The sequence below is a fragment of the Bacillus mobilis genome, from assembly GCF_001884045.1.
In the GTDB taxonomy this organism is placed as follows: domain Bacteria; phylum Bacillota; class Bacilli; order Bacillales; family Bacillaceae_G; genus Bacillus_A; species Bacillus_A mobilis.
This window is the reverse complement of the sequence record NZ_MACF01000130.1, coordinates 20,226-40,563: the sequence shown is the minus strand read 5'-3', so window position 1 is coordinate 40,563 and position 20,338 is coordinate 20,226. Positions and strand designations below refer to the sequence as shown.

Annotated in this window: 23 protein-coding genes; 14 read left to right on the top strand and 9 right to left on the bottom strand. The window is 36.8% G+C overall.

Features of this window, described 5'->3' with window-relative positions; translation table 11 throughout:
• The 4 genes from BAQ44_RS25270 to BAQ44_RS25255 are packed head-to-tail and all read left to right on the top strand — an operon-like array spanning position 1 to position 3,466.
• Positions 1 to 882 carry an SGNH/GDSL hydrolase family protein gene (locus BAQ44_RS25270; RefSeq protein WP_116758415.1) on the top strand — a complete coding sequence of 294 codons (882 nt, stop codon included), beginning with the start codon at positions 1 to 3 and terminating at the stop codon, positions 880 to 882.
• Positions 879 to 1,796, top strand: coding sequence for an ABC transporter ATP-binding protein (locus tag BAQ44_RS25265; protein ID WP_063262374.1), 918 nt, complete (start codon positions 879 to 881; stop codon positions 1,794 to 1,796). The genes BAQ44_RS25270 and BAQ44_RS25265 overlap by 4 nt, the downstream gene beginning before the upstream one ends.
• Positions 1,789 to 2,781, top strand: a complete 993-nt coding sequence (locus BAQ44_RS25260) for a DUF2705 family protein (protein WP_001206484.1) — start codon at positions 1,789 to 1,791, stop codon at positions 2,779 to 2,781. Before BAQ44_RS25265 ends, BAQ44_RS25260 begins: the two co-directional genes overlap by 8 nt.
• A gap of 19 nt (positions 2,782 to 2,800) precedes the next feature.
• Positions 2,801 to 3,466 carry a uracil-DNA glycosylase gene (locus tag BAQ44_RS25255; RefSeq protein WP_071724444.1) on the top strand — a complete coding sequence of 222 codons (666 nt, stop codon included), beginning with the start codon at positions 2,801 to 2,803 and terminating at the stop codon, positions 3,464 to 3,466.
• 38 nt (positions 3,467 to 3,504) lie between these two features.
• On the opposite strand, the gene BAQ44_RS25250 is transcribed toward BAQ44_RS25255, so the two are convergent.
• The 3 genes from BAQ44_RS25250 to BAQ44_RS25240 all read right to left on the bottom strand — a co-directional run bounded on the left by BAQ44_RS25250 (position 3,505) and on the right by BAQ44_RS25240 (position 6,349).
• On the bottom strand, positions 3,505 to 3,798 hold the full coding sequence (locus BAQ44_RS25250) for a DUF3817 domain-containing protein (RefSeq protein ID WP_061680068.1): 294 nt from the start codon (positions 3,796 to 3,798) through the stop codon (positions 3,505 to 3,507).
• A 209-nt stretch (positions 3,799 to 4,007) separates the two neighbouring features.
• Positions 4,008 to 4,829 carry a Cof-type HAD-IIB family hydrolase gene (locus tag BAQ44_RS25245; RefSeq protein WP_071724442.1) on the bottom strand — a complete coding sequence of 274 codons (822 nt, stop codon included), beginning with the start codon at positions 4,827 to 4,829 and terminating at the stop codon, positions 4,008 to 4,010.
• Between the two features lie 236 nt (positions 4,830 to 5,065).
• Positions 5,066 to 6,349, bottom strand: coding sequence for a purine/pyrimidine permease (locus BAQ44_RS25240; RefSeq protein WP_063262371.1), 1,284 nt, complete (start codon positions 6,347 to 6,349; stop codon positions 5,066 to 5,068).
• 95 nt (positions 6,350 to 6,444) lie between these two features.
• Between BAQ44_RS25240 and BAQ44_RS25235 the strand changes: the two genes are divergently transcribed.
• The 3 genes from BAQ44_RS25235 (at position 6,445) to BAQ44_RS25225 (ending at position 8,165) form a co-directional block, all read left to right on the top strand.
• A complete protein-coding gene (locus BAQ44_RS25235; protein ID WP_071724440.1) occupies positions 6,445 to 7,437 on the top strand; it encodes a potassium channel family protein in 993 nt (330 codons plus the stop codon).
• Between the two features lie 6 nt (positions 7,438 to 7,443).
• On the top strand, positions 7,444 to 7,731 hold the full coding sequence (locus tag BAQ44_RS25230) for a YwdI family protein (protein WP_001167358.1): 288 nt from the start codon (positions 7,444 to 7,446) through the stop codon (positions 7,729 to 7,731).
• 65 nt (positions 7,732 to 7,796) lie between these two features.
• Entirely contained in the window at positions 7,797 to 8,165 is a 369-nt protein-coding gene (locus BAQ44_RS25225; protein WP_000688322.1) for a DUF423 domain-containing protein, read from the top strand.
• A 30-nt stretch (positions 8,166 to 8,195) separates the two neighbouring features.
• Here BAQ44_RS25225 and gerQ read toward each other — a convergent pair whose 3' ends face one another.
• From gerQ to hemQ, 4 genes are all read right to left on the bottom strand, one after another.
• Positions 8,196 to 8,624, bottom strand: a complete 429-nt coding sequence (gene gerQ, locus BAQ44_RS25220; RefSeq protein ID WP_000068647.1) for a spore coat protein GerQ — start codon at positions 8,622 to 8,624, stop codon at positions 8,196 to 8,198.
• Between the two features lie 27 nt (positions 8,625 to 8,651).
• Entirely contained in the window at positions 8,652 to 9,074 is a 423-nt protein-coding gene (gene cwlJ, locus BAQ44_RS25215) for a cell wall hydrolase CwlJ (RefSeq protein WP_000538161.1), read from the bottom strand.
• Positions 9,075 to 9,249: 175 nt separating this feature from the next.
• On the bottom strand, positions 9,250 to 10,527 hold the full coding sequence (locus BAQ44_RS25210; protein ID WP_116758416.1) for a serine hydrolase: 1,278 nt from the start codon (positions 10,525 to 10,527) through the stop codon (positions 9,250 to 9,252).
• 347 nt (positions 10,528 to 10,874) lie between these two features.
• Positions 10,875 to 11,618: a hydrogen peroxide-dependent heme synthase gene (hemQ, locus tag BAQ44_RS25205; protein WP_061680061.1), complete on the bottom strand. Its 744-nt coding sequence runs from the start codon at positions 11,616 to 11,618 to the stop codon at positions 10,875 to 10,877.
• 280 nt (positions 11,619 to 11,898) lie between these two features.
• Here hemQ and pta point away from each other — a divergent pair, with 280 nt between their 5' ends.
• Positions 11,899 to 12,870, top strand: coding sequence for a phosphate acetyltransferase (pta, locus tag BAQ44_RS25200; protein ID WP_000067226.1), 972 nt, complete (start codon positions 11,899 to 11,901; stop codon positions 12,868 to 12,870).
• Positions 12,871 to 12,918: 48 nt separating this feature from the next.
• Here pta and lipL read toward each other — a convergent pair whose 3' ends face one another.
• A complete protein-coding gene (gene lipL / locus BAQ44_RS25195; RefSeq protein WP_063262367.1) occupies positions 12,919 to 13,764 on the bottom strand; it encodes an octanoyl-[GcvH]:protein N-octanoyltransferase in 846 nt (281 codons plus the stop codon).
• Positions 13,765 to 13,937: 173 nt separating this feature from the next.
• Between lipL and BAQ44_RS25190 the strand changes: the two genes are divergently transcribed.
• Positions 13,938 to 14,528 (top strand): lipoprotein BA_5634 family protein, encoded by a 591-nt coding sequence (locus BAQ44_RS25190; protein ID WP_061680060.1) that lies wholly within the window; start codon positions 13,938 to 13,940, stop codon positions 14,526 to 14,528.
• Between the two features lie 29 nt (positions 14,529 to 14,557).
• Here the strand turns inward: BAQ44_RS25190 and BAQ44_RS25185 are convergent, their stop codons facing one another.
• Positions 14,558 to 15,250, bottom strand: a complete 693-nt coding sequence (locus tag BAQ44_RS25185; RefSeq protein ID WP_063262365.1) for an RsfA family transcriptional regulator — start codon at positions 15,248 to 15,250, stop codon at positions 14,558 to 14,560.
• Between the two features lie 436 nt (positions 15,251 to 15,686).
• Here BAQ44_RS25185 and BAQ44_RS25180 point away from each other — a divergent pair, with 436 nt between their 5' ends.
• From BAQ44_RS25180 to BAQ44_RS25160, 5 genes are all read left to right on the top strand, one after another.
• The gene (locus BAQ44_RS25180) at positions 15,687 to 15,911 is read left to right on the top strand and encodes a YuzB family protein (protein ID WP_000526074.1); all 225 of its coding nucleotides are present in this window, start codon (positions 15,687 to 15,689) and stop codon (positions 15,909 to 15,911) included.
• A gap of 312 nt (positions 15,912 to 16,223) precedes the next feature.
• Positions 16,224 to 17,279 (top strand): FecCD family ABC transporter permease, encoded by a 1,056-nt coding sequence (locus BAQ44_RS25175; protein WP_061680058.1) that lies wholly within the window; start codon positions 16,224 to 16,226, stop codon positions 17,277 to 17,279.
• Positions 17,276 to 18,292 (top strand): FecCD family ABC transporter permease, encoded by a 1,017-nt coding sequence (locus BAQ44_RS25170; protein WP_001260777.1) that lies wholly within the window; start codon positions 17,276 to 17,278, stop codon positions 18,290 to 18,292. The genes BAQ44_RS25175 and BAQ44_RS25170 overlap by 4 nt, the downstream gene beginning before the upstream one ends.
• Before the next feature lie 15 nt (positions 18,293 to 18,307).
• Positions 18,308 to 19,120, top strand: coding sequence for an ABC transporter ATP-binding protein (locus tag BAQ44_RS25165; protein WP_000212060.1), 813 nt, complete (start codon positions 18,308 to 18,310; stop codon positions 19,118 to 19,120).
• Positions 19,121 to 19,310: 190 nt separating this feature from the next.
• The gene (locus tag BAQ44_RS25160; protein WP_000787719.1) at positions 19,311 to 20,258 is read left to right on the top strand and encodes an ABC transporter substrate-binding protein; all 948 of its coding nucleotides are present in this window, start codon (positions 19,311 to 19,313) and stop codon (positions 20,256 to 20,258) included.
• Positions 20,259 to 20,338: the final 80 nt, after the last annotated feature.

Here is a 20,338-nt window from a genome sequence, read left to right as displayed (position 1 = left end):
GTGAAAATCGCTTTTCAAAATTGCGTTTGGTATAATTATGGACAATCTATGAGGGGTAAAAGGGGTTTTGATATGAGATCAAAAGTAGTAAAAGTAATTCTACTCATCACAATTGCATCTTTCTGTTTATTTGCATATGGCTTTGTTTCAGGTGTAAATGATGTGTTAAATCCGAAAGCTTCAAATTTAATTAAAAAGACCGATGTAGTGGCAAAAGAGAAAAAGAAAACGGGAGCGTTACAAATTGTTAGTCTAGGTGATTCATTAACACGCGGTGTTGGTGATAAAGAAGGAATTGGCTATATTGGACGGATGAAAGAAGATTTACAAAAAGATTATAAGCAAAAGGTTGCTTTAACTAACTTAGCTGTTAGTGGTGCAAAAATGCCCGACTTATTAAAACAAATGGAGAGTAGTGGCGCTCAATATTCAATTAAGCAAGCAGATGTAATCGTTTTAACGATAGGAGGAAATGATTTATTTCCAGGATGGGAATCACTCGGAAAGATAGATTTAGAAACATACCGTCCTGATACAGAAACGTTCCAAAATGAAGCGAAGAAAATTATAGAAGAAATTCGGAAGTTCAATACAGATAGTCCTATTTTTTGGCTTGGTTTATACAATCCTTTTGAAGATGTAGAAGATTTAAAAGGATCATCAAACATTGTTGTAGACTGGAATGCATCTCTAGAAAAGTTAGCGCTAAATAATAAAAGTGTTTATATTACACCGACATTTGATTTATTCCAAAACCGCGGGAAAGATTTATTATACTCCGATCATTTCCATCCGAATGAAGTAGGGTATACATATATGGCGGACCGATTAGTTCAAAATGTTGCGAGTAAATTAAAACTAGAACAAGGAGGGGTAAAATGACGACGATACTTTCTGTACGAGACGTGAAGAAGGTAATTGGAAAGAAGACTATTGTAGAGAATATTTCCTTCGATGTAAAGCAAGGAGAAGTGTTTGGCTTCCTAGGACCAAATGGCGCTGGAAAAACAACTACTATTCGGATGTTAGTTGGATTGATTAAAGAAACAGAGGGTACAATTTCTATCGGTGGTTATTCTATTAAGGAAAATTTCAGAGAAGCGATGCGTCAAATTGGGAGTATCGTTGAAAACCCTGAACTGTATACATATTTAACGGGATGGGAGAATTTAAAACAATTTGCCCGTATGTTAGGTAATATATCAGATGAACGTATTATTGAAATTGCTCAAATGGTTCATTTAGATGAAAGAATTCACGATAAAGTAAAAACGTACTCACTCGGTATGAAACAGCGCCTTGGCATTGCGCAAGCGCTTCTTGGAAATCCAAAATTGCTCATATTAGATGAGCCAACAAATGGTTTAGATCCAGCTGGAATTAGAGAACTTAGGGAATTTATACATAAGCTTGTGAAAGAAGAAAATATGAGTGTGTTTATTTCAAGTCACTTGCTAAGCGAAGTACAAATGATATGCGATCGGGTTGCGATTATTCATAAAGGAAAAATGATAACAGTTGCCAAGATTGAAGAGTTAATTAAAACAGCAAGTGATCGTGTAGAATGGATTGTTACACCGATTTCTAAGGCGAAAGATATGCTAGAAGATGCTGAGGAAGTAAGAGAAGTAGGCATAGAAGGTAATCGATTACTATGCCGTATGGATATCAAATCTATAAGTAATTGGAATAAACATTTTGTAGAACATGGGGTGGATGTGCATAGTGTTAAAGAGCTTGTATTTACGCTAGAAGATTTATTTATTGAACTCACAAGGGGTGAGCAGCATGCGTGAATTTGCGAATCTAGTTTTAAATGAATCGGAGAAAATTTATCGTAAGAAACGTATTTTTGTTGTCATGCTTATTTTAGCCATCTTAATCCCGCTCTTTGTGTATGCGCAGTATCGTGAAATAGAAACGACACAAAAAAGGCTAGGTACAACGGATTGGAAAGTTTCGTTGCAACAACAAATTGTTGATTCTCAAAACCGCTTGAACAATTCTAGACTACCGGAAGAATGGCGGGATTGGCTGAAGGTAAGAGTGGAGCAGCAACAATATTATTTAGATCATGATATTAACCCGATGGCACCGGGCGCACCGACTTTTGTAAGGGCGTTTATTGAGCAAGGAATTACATTGTTTATTCCGCTGCTTGTAATGATTGTCGCTATTGATATTGTTTCAGGAGAACGAAGTGATGGAACGATGAAGATGCTACTTACGCGGCCGATTCGGCGCTGGAAAATACTTCTTAGTAAGTACGTGACGATGTTATTTTTCATTTCACTTATACTGCTCCTTGTCGGTTTGTTTGCTTACGTATTATCAGGGCTTGTATTTGGATACTCGGGATGGAATTTACCTGTTTTAACAGGGTTTGTTATTGATAAGGAAACGTTAAATACGAATTTTGTACATCTTATTCCGCAGTGGCAATATATCTTGATGGCATATGGATTAGCTTGGTTTGTTGCTATCGTTGTCGGAACTATCTCGTTTATGGTCTCTGTTTTAATTCGAAATACACCAGCTGGTATGGGCGTTATGTTAGCGGCATTAATCGCAGGTGGTATTTTAAGCTCATTCGCAACATCATGGGAAGGCGCGAAATATATTTTTAGTGTGAATTTATCATTAACAGATTATCTATCAGGGAAATTACCTGCATTACAAGGGTTATCGATGGGGTTTTCTTTAATGAATTTAACTGTTTGGGCTGTTGTGTCCCTTATTATTTCGTTTGTAGTATTTACAAAGCAGGATATGGTGAATTAATTGGACAGGAAGTGAACGCATGAAAAATGATTGGGGTTCTTTATTGGCGCCAGAATTTGAGAAAGAATATTATCACAAGCTGGCTGGTTTTTTGAAAGAAGAGTACAGTACACATGTTGTGTATCCGAAGCTAGAAAATATTTTTAGTGCTCTAGAGTATACAAGTTATGAAAATACAAAGGTCGTTATTTTAGGACAAGATCCATACCACGGACCGGATCAAGCGCATGGTTTAAGCTTCTCGGTACAACCCGGTATTAAAACGCCACCGTCATTGTTAAATATGTATAAAGAACTCCGAGATGAATATGGTTATGAAATCCCGAATAACGGTTATTTAGTAAAGTGGGCAGAACAAGGAGTTTTATTATTAAATACGGTATTAACAGTTCGTCAAGGTGAGGCGAATTCTCATAAAGGGAAAGGATGGGAGCATTTCACAGATCGTGTAATTGAGCTATTAAATGAACGTGAAACCCCAGTTATTTTCATATTGTGGGGACGTCATGCACAGGCGAAGAAAAAGTTAATTACGAATACGAAGCATCATATTATCGAATCTGTACATCCAAGCCCACTATCAGCAAGACGTGGTTTCTTTGGTAGTAAACCATACTCTAAAGTAAATACGATTTTAGCTAATATGGGTGAGAGAGAAATTGATTGGGAAATTCCAAATCTATAAATAGAAAAGGTAGTTAACAGTTGTTAACTACCTTTTTGTTATTGTTGTTCGTTCTTTAATTTTGCATCTAGTACAAACGTGCCAAATGGAATAATTGATGAAACAAATGCCCCAAGTGCCCATGCAATTGATTTGCGGTGTACGATTGTTACTTGAATTACCGCAAAGATGAATAGAATAAATAAAACACCATGAGCCATACCTGTAATTTTAACGGCTGTTGCAAATCCTGCGAAATATTTTAATGGCATTGCTACAAATAATAGTAATAGGAAAGAAATCCCCTCAATTAAGCCGATTGCTCTTAATCGTCCGATCGGTGTAGATAACATGAAATAGCCTCCTTTAACGTATGCTTGTATATAGTAAATTTGTATTCTTTTTCAAAATAAAATAGTCTATTTTGTTTCATTATATACAAAAAGAAAGTTTACACTACGAGAATAGTGCAAAGTTCAAAATATAGTCACAAAAACGTGGTAATTTAAATAAAAACCTATTTGAAGTATTTGACTTCAAATAGGTTTTGTGAATGAAAATATTAAACAAGTACTTCGGTTTTTAGTACAAATTTCTCAACTACTTTTGCAACGCCATCGTTCATATTTGTATCTGTTACGTAGTTTGCAATTTCTTTAATATCATCTGGTGCATTTCCCATTGCAACACCAAGACCAGCAAATTCAATCATCGCTTGGTCGTTATAGCTATCACCCATTGCGATAACTTCTTCACGCTTAATGCCAAGTTTTTGGATCAGTTTGTTTAAGCTCGTTCCTTTTGTAACACCGGCTTCAGTAAATTCTAAGAAGAATGGTTTCGAACGCATCACGCTTAATTGGCCTTCTAGTTGTTTTTGTAGTTTCTTTTCTACTACAACAAGGCGTTCGGCCTCTTTATTCATTAATACTTTTACTACAGGCTCTTGAACAGCAGTTTTAAAGTCATCTACTACAACAATTGGCATACCAGTAATATCGCCCTCAATTTCAGTATAAGGATTATTTTCTTCCGTTACGATATCATCGCCCATATAAGTATGAATCCATACATCTTCAGTTTTACTAATTTCAAATAGGTTGTGAACGATTTCAGGAGATAGCGTACTACTAAAGATTTCTTCGTTTGTTTTACAGTTAATAATTTTTGCGCCATTAAAAGATAGAATGAAACTGCCGTATTCTTCTAAACGAAGTTCTTTCGCTACATTGCGCATACCAAACGTTGGACGTCCAGAAGCAAGTACAACCTTTACACCTTGCTCTTGTGCAGTCATTAGAGCCTCTTTCGTACGAGGTGAAATAGTATGGTCGTCACGTAATAAAGTATCATCTAAATCTAAAACAATCATTTTATAAGTCATATTGAAAATTCCTCTCTTTGTTGAAATAGAAATAAAGTTTTATGAAGATATTGGGGAATATATAGTAAGACATCGAACTTCTTCATATGAAGTTAGGAAAAGTTCTATATTGTTAGTATAAATTACCATGAGCATGTTGCCCATGATAATTTATATCGCTAACGCCTGATTAGCTTTCACTTTATCATTATCGTAACAACTCTAAAGATAGAGTGCAATAATGGAAGTTTTCCAATTTACGATGGTTGTTTTTCTGTTGAACGAGAAAATAGTATTTCAAGTAAAATTGCCATTACAGATCCAAGAACGAGACCGTTACTTAAAAACGATGCTAAAAATGGTGGGAGCGTAGAAAATGCCCCTGCTGGAACGAACATAACCCCGACTCCTGTAAAGATTGAAAGACCTGCTACTTTAAACAATCGTTCTTTATCTTGTACTGTTTCATATTCGCGAAAGGCAAGACCAATCATGCTTGCAAATACAGGATAAATGGCAGCATATCCGACTGCGACAGGGATTGCCGCAAAGAATGAAGTAATCTTCGGGAATATACTAACGAGAATAATAAAGCTTGATCCTAACATAAATGGGAGTCGCTTATAAATATTAGTCGTTGCGATAAAGCCTGCTGATCCAGAAATGGCGACAGGTCCAATAGCTGAAAAAAGACCCCCTAGCAATTGATTGATTCCTGTTATAATGCCGGCTTGTTTGAAGCGATCTGGTGCTGCATTTTTTTCATACTTAGAGACAATCTTTTGGACAACGCGAATACTTGCCAACATATTTGTTAGAAGTAATAGTGTAACGAAAACTACCGTAATTGCCATGTTCCATTCAATACGAGGCATTCCGAAAACAAACAGAGACGGAAAACGGATTATATCGGTCACAGGCGTTACTGGATTAGATAATCCGAAGCATGCGAATAATATCCAGCCGCAGACGATACTGAAAAGAACGGAATATTGTCCAATAATAGGTAGCTTCATGATGAAAAAGGATAGTAAAATAACAATGAGTGAAAGAATAAATACGTTAGCTTGTACTTCTGTATGTTGTCCGTCAAGGCCGAACATTCCTTTTAGGAAGGAACCGCTAAGTTGCGCGACAAGAAGAAATAAATATGTTCCAATGACTGTCGGTGTAAAATAGCGAACTAGTTTATCGATGAGTCCAAAAACGCTAAGAATAATACAAATGATTCCACTTAATAGGAAGGCATACTGAAGGACTTTCAGCGTTTCATTGCTGGATCCAAATAATACGACACCTAAACTTGCATAAAGGGAGAAAATCCCCCACCAAAGGCCTGCTGGACCTTCTTGAATAGGAAGTTTATGCCCAAATATAGCTTGCAGTAGGCCAGCAAAGCCAAGAACAAATAATGTTCTTTGTACGAATGCAATAGCTTCAGCGCCATCGAGACCATAATTAGTTGCGACGCTAATTGGTACAATAAGGCTCCCAGCTAAAATAAATAGCGCCCATTGTAAGGCGGAAAGAAATGTTTTCATTATATCAACCTCTTTCATAGATTCCGTATCTAGTATATATGTATTTCATTTGCACTGGCAAAGATTGTAGATAGAGAAAAGAGTTGAAACACGATATGAATGCACGTAAGCAATTATGGATAGCCGTTATATGTATGACCTTCGTTGTAATTCTAGGAACGTTAGGATTTATGGCGATCGAAGAGATTAGTTTGTTTCAAGCATTTTGGATGACGATGATTACTGTATTAACTGTTGGATATGGAGATGCTGTTCCTGTAACAAAGGCAGGAAAAGTTTTTGCGCTTCTTATCATACCGGTTGGAGTCGGCATTGTTACGTATGCGATTGGTGTAGTGGCAGCTATGATTATTGAAGGGAATTTATTTCATGCAGTGCGGAGGAAGAAGATGGATAAGCAAATAGCACAGTTACAAAATCATATTATTGTATGTGGTTGTGGTAGAGTAGGGCTTCAAGTTGTACATGAATTGCAAGAAAAGAAAATTCCATTTGTCGTTGTGGATAAAGATGAAAGCATATTAGAGAAGGAAAAACTTTTGTATGTACACGGAGATGCAACGGAAGACGAAGTGTTACATCATGCTGGAATTTCGAAGGCAGCTGGTTTAGTTGCCATCGTAGCAAATGATGCTGAAAATGTATTTATTACATTAACGGCAAGAGGATTAAACGATGCAATTAAAATTGTGGCAAGAGCAGAAAAACCAGAAACTGAAGACAAATTGAAGCGGGCTGGGGCAAATAAGGTGATTAATCCATCTAGCATGGCAGGAATTCATATTGCAAAAGGTATTGCGAATCCACTAACAGTTCATTATATTGATACAGTACTGTATGGCGTGGAGCAGTCATTTGTAATTGAAGAAATTGCAGTTGGCGAGGGCTCTATTTTAGCTAGTAAATCGTTACTAGAGAGCGATGTGAGAAATCAATTTGATGTAACAATTTTAGCGATTTTGAGAAATGGGAATGTTATACATAATCCGACTGGGCAGGAAAAACTACAAGAACATGATATGATAATAGTGTTTGGTTCAGTAGAGAAGCTGGGACAATTTGAGAAAGAACTACAAAGTATGAGGTGACAAGGAATGCAAATATCGAGCGATAAGATTTTAAATAAAATGGCGAATGAAATTGCAAAGGCAAAAAGCAGTGAAGGACAACAATCAAAAGCGCATTTATTAGTTGTGCGAGCGTTATGTGATTTATTATTAGATGAACAAGCTGAGCCTTCTATGTATAGAGAACCTGAGATTCCATCGCAAGTAATTGGATCTCAGCCTATGACGACAGTTCAACCAGTTATGCCGGTTTCTGGAGAGCCTGTTTATATAAAAGAAGAAGGTGCAAACGGTAATTCTTTATTTGATTTCTAGAAGATAAATCGTTTGGCTTATATGAAAAAATTGCTTATGATAAAGGTAAAAAAAGGGGAATTAAGATGAAAATTTTCTTTTTACTAGGTTGTATTGCAGCAGGGCTATCTGTTGCTTTAGGGGCTTTTGGAGCACATGGTTTAGAAAATAAAGTTTCTGCAAAAATGTTAGAAGTTTGGAAAACAGGTGTTACATATCAAATGTTTCATGCAGGTGGACTATTCGTAGTTGCTTTATTAATGGATAAAATTCAATCATCACTTTTAACTACTGCTGGCTGGCTTATGGTAGCTGGGATTATTATGTTTTCAGGCAGTTTGTATGCATTAAGTACGACAGGTATTAAGTTCTTTGGCCCAATTACACCTCTTGGTGGTGTAGCTTTTATCGTAGCGTGGATCTTAGTCGGAACTGCAGTTGTAAAAGGGTTATAAAAAACAAAAGCTGGCATATGCCAGCTTTTTTTATGGTCTTGGAGCATAAGTTGCTTGTTGACTAGGTAAATACGTAATTTCTTCTGGGAATTCCACATAATCTAAGTAAATCATTAATAGTAAAAAACGTTTCCCTGATTGTGGCTCACTAATTACAATATGATCACGACCAGCTGCTTCGATAATACCTGTATACGATTGGGTACCGAGTGAGCTACCACGTTCATAAGTCATTACAACCGTAGCTTGCTTACCCTTGTTTAAACGAAGGATATTTTCAATATAGGATTGTTCTAATGGTAACATGCCTTGAGAAACAGCATATTGAGCTTGCGCCGCTTGTTGTTGCATTGCTTGCTGTTGTTGCTGTTGTTGTGGAGTCATTTGCTGCGGTTGTACATAAGTTCCAGATGGTTGATAGAAACCTGTTCCGTAATACGGGTTTTGTTGCTGTGCCATTCAAAAATCCCTCCTCATTATCAATCCTTAATATACGCTAGGACAATCTTCGCCAGATGGCTGGAAGAAGCAGTGCTTTTTGAAGCGACCAGAGTTTTGTTGATTATACCAAGTTGATGGACAAGGGCCTTCCGGTCTAAAAAACCATAAAGCAAAATTGGCAGGCCAAAAACGTTGTCCTTGAATCGTTCGCCTTGCTAAAGCGATATCTTGTTCCCTTGCACGTTGATAAAAATACCCTTTTTGTGTTGCCTCAAAACCACCAGGATTTTGATAAACCATTTGACGTAAATTACGTATTTTTTTAAAGTCTAAACAATTTCCGCGGACACGATTTACCCCAACATTTCCGACCATCAACATCCCCTGTTGACCTTCTCCTTCAGCTTCAGCACGCATCAGCCTAGCTAACAACTTTACATCTTCTTCGTTATAAGCAATAACGCCCATTATGTGTCACCTCTCTTTTTGGAATACCTTGTGGAAAGAGGTTTATCTCTAGATGGAGTGTGTAACAATTACTAGTTCATACGTATGAGAAAAAGGACTCAGATATGACAACCAAACGAAGTTTTACATGGAGGGAGGAAAATAAAAAAAGCTAGCGTGAGCTAGCTTTTCATCATTAAAATACTTTAGACCATAAGTTTGAGAAGAAATCTCCAATAGAGCGCATTGTTAATACGAACCAATTTGCTTTTTCAACTTCTTCTGTCGTTTTTGCAGTAACTTTCATATTTTTATTTCCATCTAAGAATCCATATTTATCAGTCGGTTCTAGAACGATGGAACCTACCTTTGCATCCTTCTTAACAGGAGCGACTAAATGTCCATCTTCAGCGAGTGATTTATCCGCTTCAGTAGAAATTTTGTAAGGTGATTTGTCACCCTTTTTCGCAATGACTGTTATTTCTTTTTCAGGTGCAACAGTTACTTGATCTTCTTTACCTTTTACTACAGAGATTGTATTGTGCTTATCAACTTTTAATTTTTGTTTTTCAAAGTTATTAAATCCATATTCAATTAATGCACGAGATTCAGTGAAACGTTCGTCCATTGATTTTGTTTTAATAATTACTGAAATAAGGCGTAAGTCGCCACGTTTTGCTGTAATAGTGAATCCGTATCCAGCGGTATCAGAACTACCAGTTTTTAAACCATCTGTTCCTTCATAAGAGAAAGCAGCACCTGGTAACATCCAGTTCCAGTTTTCCATACGAATTGGTTTCGGATGATTATCTGGAAAGTTTCTAAATCTTTGTTTTGTATCCTCTAGCATTTCTGGATACTTTGTAATCATTGCTTTTGAAAGCATACCCATATCGCGAGCTGACATGGAATTTTCTCCATTTGGATCTGTTCCTTCAGGATGTTTTCCCTTTAAGTCAGCGTTGTTTAACCCCGTAGCGTTAACAAATTTATATTTCTTTAACCCTAGTTTTTTTGCATGTTCATTTGCAAGATTTAAGAAGTTTTTCTCACTTCCTGCAAGAAGTTCTGCTAAGGCAATACTAGATCCGTTTGCAGAGAAGATAACGATTGAATGATATAATTCTCTTACAGTATACTGACGTCCCTTTTCAAACGGAACGTTAGAGAATTCATTATTACGTGAAACTTCATAAGCGTAATCAGAAATGTTTACCTTTGTATCCCAAGTGATTTTTCCTTCTTTAATTGCTTCTAATACAGCATAAACAACAATTAGTTTTGACATACTAGCGATAGCTAGCAATTCATCTGGATTTTGTTCATGCAGTATTTTTCCTGTATCTGCATCAAATAGAAGTGCAGCAGCGGCCTCAATGTGTATTTTTTCTTCCGCATGGGATGTTGTTACTCCTAAGGAAGAAATTGACAATAAAAACACTAGTAAAATAGACAAGATTTTCTTCATATAGATTATCACCTTCGCATCGTTATTAGCATGTAGCTCGTACCATTTTAGCATAAATTTGGATATAGAAAGGTTACAATTTTGTAAGGAATTTGAAAGGAATTTGTCGATTTTTGTTCAAATTTGCGGAGAAAAGCAGTTTTTTGAAGAGAAATATAGAAGGTAATAAAAAAAGGAACGAATTTCGTTCCTTTTTCACGATTTACCCCGCATTAACGGGCAGTAAGATCCCCACCTCAAAATTAAGCGAAAGCAAGGAGGTTAGGTGGGCGATCAACTGCCCGTAAAAGCCCGATTGGTTCAACTAATAATCAGTGGGGATGAACAAAATCCCCACTGATTAAAGTTTCACTTTATATGTGTAAAAATTTCTCTACCTTTGCGTCTGGTAAAATGTTTCCAACGAAAAATGTTCCGAATTCACCATAACGAGCACTTACTTCATCGAAGCGCATTTCATATATAAGTTTTTTAAATTGAAGAACATCGTCAGCGAATAATGTTACGCCCCACTCAAAATCGTCGAATCCAACAGATCCTGAAATAACTTGGCGTACTTTACCTGCGTACTGGCGACCAATTTTACTATGACTGTACATCATTTTTTTACGTTCTTCCATCGGAAGCATGTACCAGTTATCATCACCTTGGCGGCGCTTGTCCATTGGGTAGAAGCAAATGTGATTTGCTTTTGGTAGTTCTGGATATAAGCGAGCTAAGATTTGTGGGTTTTGATATGGGTCTTCATCAGCTGGAAGGTAGTTGCTTAGTTCAACAACAGATACGTAAGAGTATGCAGGAACCATATATTCAGCTAATGTTGTTTTATTCAATTCTGTCTCAATTTCATTTAACTCTTCCATTGTTGGGCGTAAAATCATAAGCATAATATCAGCTTTTTGGCCAACAACTGTATACATTGCATGACTACCTTTTTTCGCAGTAGATACTTCGTTCCATTTTTCAACGACATTTAAAAATTCAGACACAGCTTGTCCGCGTTCGTCGCTAGATAATGTTTTCCATGCAGCCCAATCAATAGAACGTAAATCATGTAAACAATACCAGCCATCTAACGTTGTTGTTGCTTCACTCATTCTATTCACCTCAGTTAATGATAGTTTTACACGTTAACTATAGCATATATAGTTTTAAAATCATCTATATAAAGCTTTGGCGCATAAAATTGTCACATTTAAGTTTATTTGAAAATAGGAGGGGACAAGGCTTAAAGGGGCGTTATTCCTAGGCTGAATTTTATGAAAATATAATCATTTTTATTTTATCTATTTTTTGGGAGCTATAAGTTTAAAATAGAGAGGAAAAGCAGTATTCTTAAAGATAGAGTTTTTTTAACATAAGTAGGAGGGTTTATTCGTGAGCAACTTATTTACAACAGTAAAAGAAAAAGTTCAAGGAAAAGGCATTTCTATCGTACTTCCTGAAGGAACTGATGAAAGAATTTTAGGCGCTGCAGAGCGTTTAGCAAAAGAAGAGTTAGTACAACCAATCTTAGTTGGTAATAAAGAAGAAATTAGCGCAAAAGCTGCTAGCATGAATTTAACATTAGCAGGCGTTGATATTTACGACCCAGCTACATACGAAGAAATGGATGCAATGGTAGCATCTTTCGTTGAACGCCGTAAAGGTAAAGCAACTGAAGAAGACGCTCGCAAAATCCTTAAAGACGAAAACTACTTCGGTACAATGCTTGTATACATGGGCAAAGCACACGGTTTAGTAAGTGGTGCAGCTCACTCTACAGCTGATACAGTTCGTCCAGCACTTCAAATCATCAAAACAAAACCAGGCGTTACAAAAACTTCTGGCGTATTCATCATGGTACGTGAAGAAGAGAAATATGTATTCGCTGATTGCGCAATTAACATTGCACCAAACAGCCAAGATTTAGCTGAAATTGGTATCGAGAGTGCGAAAACTGCTGAACTATTCGGTATTGATCCACGCGTTGCTATGTTAAGCTTCTCTACAAAAGGTTCTGCGAAATCACCAGAAACAGAAAAAGTTGTAGAAGCAACTCGCATTGCAAAAGAAATGGCTCCAGAATTAACTTTAGATGGAGAATTCCAATTCGATGCTGCATTCGTACCATCTGTAGCTGAGAAAAAAGCTCCAGGTTCTACAATTAAAGGTGATGCTAACGTATTCGTATTCCCAAGCTTAGAAGCTGGTAATATCGGTTACAAAATCGCTCAACGCTTAGGTAACTTCGAAGCAGTAGGACCAATCTTACAAGGTTTAAACATGCCTGTAAATGACCTATCTCGTGGATGTAACGAAGAAGAAGTGTACAAGTTAGCTTTAATTACAGCAGCTCAAGCACTTTAATTCTATAATGAATTGAAATAAAGACCGTCGCTATAATAGCGACGGTCTTTATTTTTCTAAGCCAAGTGCTTTATTGTTACGATCAATAATACGTTGTAAATTCATCTCATATAAAGGTATTTCATCTATTGTTAATTGAGATGGTGTTAACTTTGGAGCGAATTGCTGCAATGTTTTTAAAAGGCGCATCATTAAATCTTGTACTGTAATGGTTTCGCCAAGTAATTCTGAAAGTGAAGCCATCGTGCTCGGTACAATTTCAGGATACGTAAAGCGCGTTTCTTCTCCTTGAATGGCTAGGTTGTAGAAATCACGAACGAGTGCGGCACGCTCAGAGCCACTTCCTGTAGCACATAAATAAATTTGGACAGCGACACCGCCGCGAATACGGCGCTGTGAAATGCCAGCGAATTTTTGATCGCGAATACTTAAATCGTAGCTACCAGGACAGTAAGAACCAACAATTTCTTTTGCCTCGATTGTAACATCGTAATCTTTTAACATTTCTTTAATTAAATGCCACATTGTATCGTATCCAAGATCAATATCGATACCTTTTTCCGTCTCTTGGAATAAAAGCGATACGTTTAAAACACCTTCATCCAGTACGACTGCAAGTCCACCGGAATTACGAACGATAACATTGAAGTTGTTTTCCTTTAAAAAGGAAATACCTTCTTCTAAGTGTGGTAGGCGTGAATCTTGAATGCCAAGAACAATTGTATTGTGATGAACCCAAGAACGCATTGTTGCAGCTGATTGACCGTTTCCAATACTTGTGCATAACGTGTCATCCATTGCGAATGACTGCAATGCATGGAATGTTGGTCCCAAACTAGACTGATCTACAATACGCCACTCTGGCTGAGATAAAATGGAACGGGAATTGCTCATATAACTAACCCCTTATCTTTAAAATGACAATCTCTATTATAGCAAAAATATAAAAAATAGTTTTAGGGAGAAATCTTACTAAATTGTAATGTTGTTGTAAGGAAAGTGAATTGGTAAAACGAGCTACTGTCGTTAAACTAAGAGATGCAATTATGATTTTAGGAGGCATACAAATGAAAAAAGTTAAATTAGGACTCGTAGCGATTATGTCAGCTGCCGTATTTAGTGGCTGTTCGATTATGGATATGATTGCGCCACAAGCAAAGGGCGTTGTTATGTACGGAGATGAAACAGGCGTTCAAAAAACAATGGACCAATATAAAGATAAAATTGAATCCCAAAGTAAATTCGAAGCAAAACTAGGTACGGTTAATGAGAAAAAGGTTTTAATTATGAATAAAACAACAGCTGAAAAAATGGTAAAAGAAAACATGCTGAAAAAGGTAGTAAAAGAAGATGTGGAACCAATTAAAGCATTGCCATCTGTTTCAGATGAAGTGGGAATCGTATTTGCTAAAGAGGAACAAAAAGATGTAGTAATTGATGGAAAGAAAATGAAATATGAAGGTAATGTAGTAATCGGTGATGCGCGTAAATATACAGATATGTATGCAGTTGTTAGTGATGCTGAATATACAAAGATAAATGAACCAGTAAAAACGATTGGATTAGCAGCCTTTAAAGAAAATCCAAAGGAAAAAATCTTCCCAGATATAAAGAGAGGTTCTAACGTAGAAGAAGTGCATATGGTTGAAGTGAAATAACAAAAAAGGATGCATGCAATGCATCCTTTTTATTCTGCAATTTTTTCTAAATTACCGTTTCGATCCATTCGGAAAGATGTTTGAGAACGTTCCTCGTCATCCATAACTGCTAACTTACGAGCGCGGTTCATAATATTCATAAGTGTTTCGTAATCTTCTTGTACAGTATGAGATTGTTTTTCTAATTTTTCTAGTTTCTTTTCTAGTTCTTCATTTCGAAGAATTTGTGATTTGATTTCTTGTTTCAATCTCGTATTCTCGTTTTCAAGAGCTGTCACTTTTATATTTGAAGATCCGACTGTTTGTAAAAAATAAATAACATCTTGCATTGTCATAGAGCCTTTTGCAGCAGGAACATTAGATTCTTGATATGGAATAGCTTCTTTATATTGTACAATTGCTTCCTCTTGTACGAATTCTTCATAATCAGTTATCGTCTCTGAAGCTGGTGGTGTATAAAGTAAACGTTTTTTCGCTTGTTCACCGCTTGCAGCACGCATTTTATCTTTACGATGTTTTTTTGCTAGTTGAAGAGCTTGTTCATAACTATAGCGAACAACAGCATTCCAACGGAAACCACAGGCAGCCGATGTACGATTTAATTGATCTCCTACTTCTTCAAATGCATTTAATTGAGTACTTCCTTCTCGAACGTGACGAAGTACAGTTTCAGCAAGTAATAAATCATCCTCATCTGTCCAAGCATCTTGTCTTACTTTCATAGATTCAACTCCCTTTCTTTTTATGAACTTCCTATTTTTATAATGGGCAAAAAAAGGAGCTTTTATACAAAGCTTTTAAAAATATGGTAGATTTCGATGAAAGGTATAAAGTGAAACTTTAATCAGTGGGGGTTTTCTTCATCCCCCAATGATTATCATCCCTCACCAATCGGACTTTAATGGGCAGCCCGCCCCCCTAGATTCTTTGTTTTCGCTGCATTTTGAGGTGGAGGTCTTACTGCCCGTTAAAGCGGGATAAATTTTGCCAAGAATGACGGAAACTTCTGTAGGAGAACATATAAATATGTAGCATTATATGAAGAAAGAGCTTTATAGGGAAACTTGCAACGAGCTTCAAAGAGCGGTAAAATACCATTTAGTGTTTATTTTTAAATGTACTTGTGAAAAGTTTAAAATAGAGGAAGTGTTATATATAATGGGAAACGAATTTCGTGTGTGCGATGATTGTCAGGCAACGAACGTTAAAACGTTAATTCCGAAGTTAAAAAAAGTAGATTCATGCGCAACGATTGAAGTTGCATGCCAGTCTTACTGTGGGCCTGGTCGTAAAAAATCATTCGCATTTGTAAATAATCGTCCAGTTGCGGCTCCAACAGAAGATGAATTAATTGTAAAAATTGAAGCAAAATTAAAGAAGTAAGAAAAAGAAGAGTGAACAGATTACTCTTCTTTTTTTATGCCCATAAGAGGAAGGATTTATTCTGTGGAAGCTTAAATGGTGAGGATAATAGTTAACGACAGATGGTCATTATCTATGTATTAAGGTCTCGACCTATATGAATTTGTATTTCAAAATAATAGTTGACAGTCTTTGGAAGCGATAGGTAGAATAGAAGGTGTCTGATTCTGATAATCATTATCAGGAAAAGGCCGATTCGCTTATTTTTTTATTACTATTTGAGAATAAATTTCATTTCAATAAATATATGTTGTTGGTTAGGATGGTTGAGGGATGGAAGCGAGCGCAAGGAGTATAGAACAGCAAGATGTGAATGTTAAAGAGATTAAGAGCAGACCGCTCATTGCTTCTATTATTTTAATAGTAGGTACAATTTTGTTAGCTTTAAGCATGGCAGTTTCTATTTCGTTTGGAGCGGCAGATATTAGTTTGAAGACTGTATGGCAAGCTGTGTTTCAGTTTGACGGTTCTATTACGCACCATAACGTAATTCAAGAACTTCGCATGCCTAGAGCGATAGGGGGCGTAGTTGCTGGTGCCTTTTTAGCGGTATCAGGGGCAATTATGCAAGGTATGACACGAAATCCACTTGCTTCTCCATCATTAATGGGGATTACAGATGGGGCTGTATTTGGGATTGCGATTATGTATGCATTCTTCCCTAATTCACCTTATTTAATGTTCGTTATCGCATCTTTTATTGGAGCGGCGTTTGGAGCGGCTATTGTATATGGTGTTGGGTCTTCTTCACCAGGTGGATTAACGCCTGTGAAGTTAGCTTTAGCGGGAGCGGCAATTAGTGCTTTATTAGGGGCCATTTCATCTGGAATTGCGTTATATTTCAACCTCGCCCAAGAAGTGAGTATGTGGAATGCAGGCGGAGTTGCTGGAGTGAAATGGGAAAGTATTAATATGTTAGTACCGATTGGTCTTGTTTGTCTCTTTATTGCAATAATAATGTCGAGGTATATTACAATTTTAAGCTTCGGTGAAGAAATTGCGATTGGACTTGGTCAAAATACGACATTAATTAAATTTATCGGAACAGTACTTGTTCTTGTGTTAACAGGTTCTGCAGTTTCTATGGCAGGATCGGTTGGATTTGTTGGTCTTGTAATCCCGCATATGACTCGTTTCCTTGTAGGCTCGGACTATAGATGGGTTATTCCATGTTCTGCGGTCTTAGGCGGACTGTTAATTGAATGTGCAGATATGTTATCTCGCGTTATTAATCCGCCGTTTGAAACGCCAATTGGAGCCATTACAGCGCTAATTGGGGTTCCATTCTTCCTCTACTTAGCACGTAACGAAGGGAGAGGGAAAATGTGAGGACAAGTGTCTTAACAAAAAAGAACGTTTCGGTTTTAACAATTTTAGTAGGATTAATTGTTACTGTATTTTTAGTAAGTTTAAATACAGGGACATTTAAAATACCACCAATGGACGTATTAAAGTCATTGGTTGGACTTGGGGCTGAAGATCAGTCTGTTATTTTATTTGAATTCCGTATGCCACGTATGGTTATTGCTATATTAGTTGGATCTGCTTTAGCAATGTCAGGTGCGATTTTGCAAGGGTTATCACGAAATCCCCTTGCTGATCCAGGTATTATCGGTATTAACGCTGGAGCGGGATTAACAGTTGTTATATTCGTCTACTTTTTCTTCGGGAAAGTTGGGACTGGTACATTTTTATCTGTGTTTATCCTTCCATTCTTCGCGTTAGTTGGTGCGATATTAGCAGCAGTTATCATTTATTTACTAGCATGGAAAGACGGCGTTTCATCAACGAGATTAATACTTGTCGGTATCGCTGTTGCAGCTGGGTTTGGTGCTGTTAGTTTAATTTTTTCTATGAAGATGACATCTAACGATTTCCGTTTTGCAACGATTTGGTTAGCAGGAAGTTTGTGGGGCACAGATTGGAAGTTCGTATTAAGTGTACTTCCATGGATGGTTATTTTCTTGCCACTTGCTATTAGTAAGGCGCACATATTAAATGTAATGAACCTAGGCGACTCTACAGCTGTTGGCCTTGGTGTAAATGTAGAAAAAGAAAGACGTAAATTATTATTTATTGCCGTTTGTTTAGCTGGTGCATCTGTCGCTGTTGCCGGAGGAATTGGTTTTATCGGCTTAATGGCTCCGCATTTAGCGAGGCGTCTTGTTGGTGGTAAACATCAAATTATGCTGCCTACGGCTGCACTAATAGGGACGTTTTTACTTTTATTCGCAGACGTAATTTCAAGAAGTGTGTTAACAACTTCAGAAATACCGGTCGGTCTTGTTATTTCTGTAATTGGTGCACCGTATTTCATATACTTACTTATGAGGACAAAATAAAGGGAGGCTTTTTGTATGGCAACTTTAGCAGTTGATGCGGTATCTGTTGGCTATAATGAAGGGTTAATTATTGATGGATTAACAGTTGAAATTCCGGAAGGGAAAATTACAACAATTATTGGACCAAATGGTTGTGGGAAGTCCACATTATTAAAAACGGCTTCTCGTATTTTGAAGGCGAAAAAAGGTACTGTTTATCTTGACGGAAAAGCAATTGAGAAACAACCAACGAAAGAAATCGCAAAGAAAATGGCAATTTTACCACAGACTGCAGAAGTGCCAACAGGCCTTACTGTGTTTGAGCTTGTTTCATATGGACGCTTTCCTCATCAAAAAGGATTTGGAACGTTGAAAGAAGAGGATTATCGTTACATTCATTGGGCACTTGAAGTGACGGGAATGACAGAATTCGCAAATCGTCCAGCAGAGGCGTTATCAGGTGGACAACGTCAACGCGTATGGATTGCGATGGCTCTTGCACAAGGAACAGAATTACTAGTATTAGATGAACCGACGACGTACTTAGATATGGCGCATCAATTAGAAGTATTAAACTTATTGAAAAAGTTAAATGAAGAAGAAGGTAGAACGATTGTTATGGTTATCCATGACTTAAACCATGCTTCTCGTTTCTCAGATCATATGATTGCATTAAAAGCGGGTAAGTTAATGAAACAAGGAACGCCAGATGAAGTGATGACGAGTGAAACACTTCGTAACGTATTTGAGATTGAAGCTCAAATCGTTCCATGTCCAGTAAACTGTAAACCAATTTGTTTAACGTATGATCTAGCGATGATTAGTAATCAATTGCGTAAAAAAGCATAAGTAGAATCCCCCTCGTAAAGAGGGGGACTTCTAATGGACGTTGAGCTTCTTATTAGTAAATAGGAAGTTGAACACCCGTTAGAACGGGGCATAAGCAACAATTAATCGATATATATTTATTAATTGTTAATCTTGTTTCTTATAGTTCATTGTAACTTATAAGAGAAATACAGCTAGAAGGAGTGGGAACATGAAGAATTTTAAAATGGCACTATTAGCAATGGTACTAGTCGTTACTTCTGTACTATTTGCAGCTTGTTCTAACAAAGAAGAAGAGAAGAAAGCAGATGCGAAGGATGCGAAAACTGAAGAGCGCACTGTACAACACGCAAAAGGGGAAATTAAAATCCCTGCAAATCCAAAGAAAATTGCTGACCTTAGTGGTTCAACAGAAGAATTATTAATTTTTGGTATGAAACCAATTATTACTGCTAATACATCTCAAGAAAAAATTGATGCACATATTGAAAAGAAATTAAAAGACGTAAAACCAGTTGGCTCTGCTTGGGGCGATAAAATTAACATCGAAGCAGTAGCTGCTGCAAAACCAGACTTAATTCTTGTAAACAATCGTCAAGAAAAGATCTATGATCAACTATCTAAAATTGCACCAACAGTTATGTTAAAAACTCCATTAGACCAATGGCGTCCAAAATTCGAAGAAGTAGGTCAAATCTTCGGTAAAGAGAAAGAAACAAAAGAATGGTTCAAACAGTATGAAGAAAAAGCAAGCAAATTACATGACAAAATCGTTGCGAAAACTGGCGATGCAACATTCATGAAAATGGCTGCATATCCAAATGCTTTCCGTGTATACGGTGACTACGGTTACGGTAGCGTAATCTTTAATGACTTGAAATTACCAGCAGTTAAAGGTACACCAACGGATAAACCATTAGTACAAGTACAAAAAGAAGCTTTAATCGATTACAACCCAGATTACCTATTTGTATTTACAACTGGTGACGGTTCTCAGCGTCTAAAAGAATTCCAAGAAGAATCAATTTGGAAAAACATGAACGCTGTTAAAAATAACCACGTATTTACAATTAAAAACGAAGACTTAAACAAAGGTTACTTCCCTCTAGGTAAAGAAATGATCTTAGATGAAGTTGCTGAATTCGTTTTAGGTAAATAATATATAAAGAAAAAATCACTTTTACTTCGGTAAAAGTGATTTTTTCTTTATATACGGGCAATTAATATAGTCTTTCATTT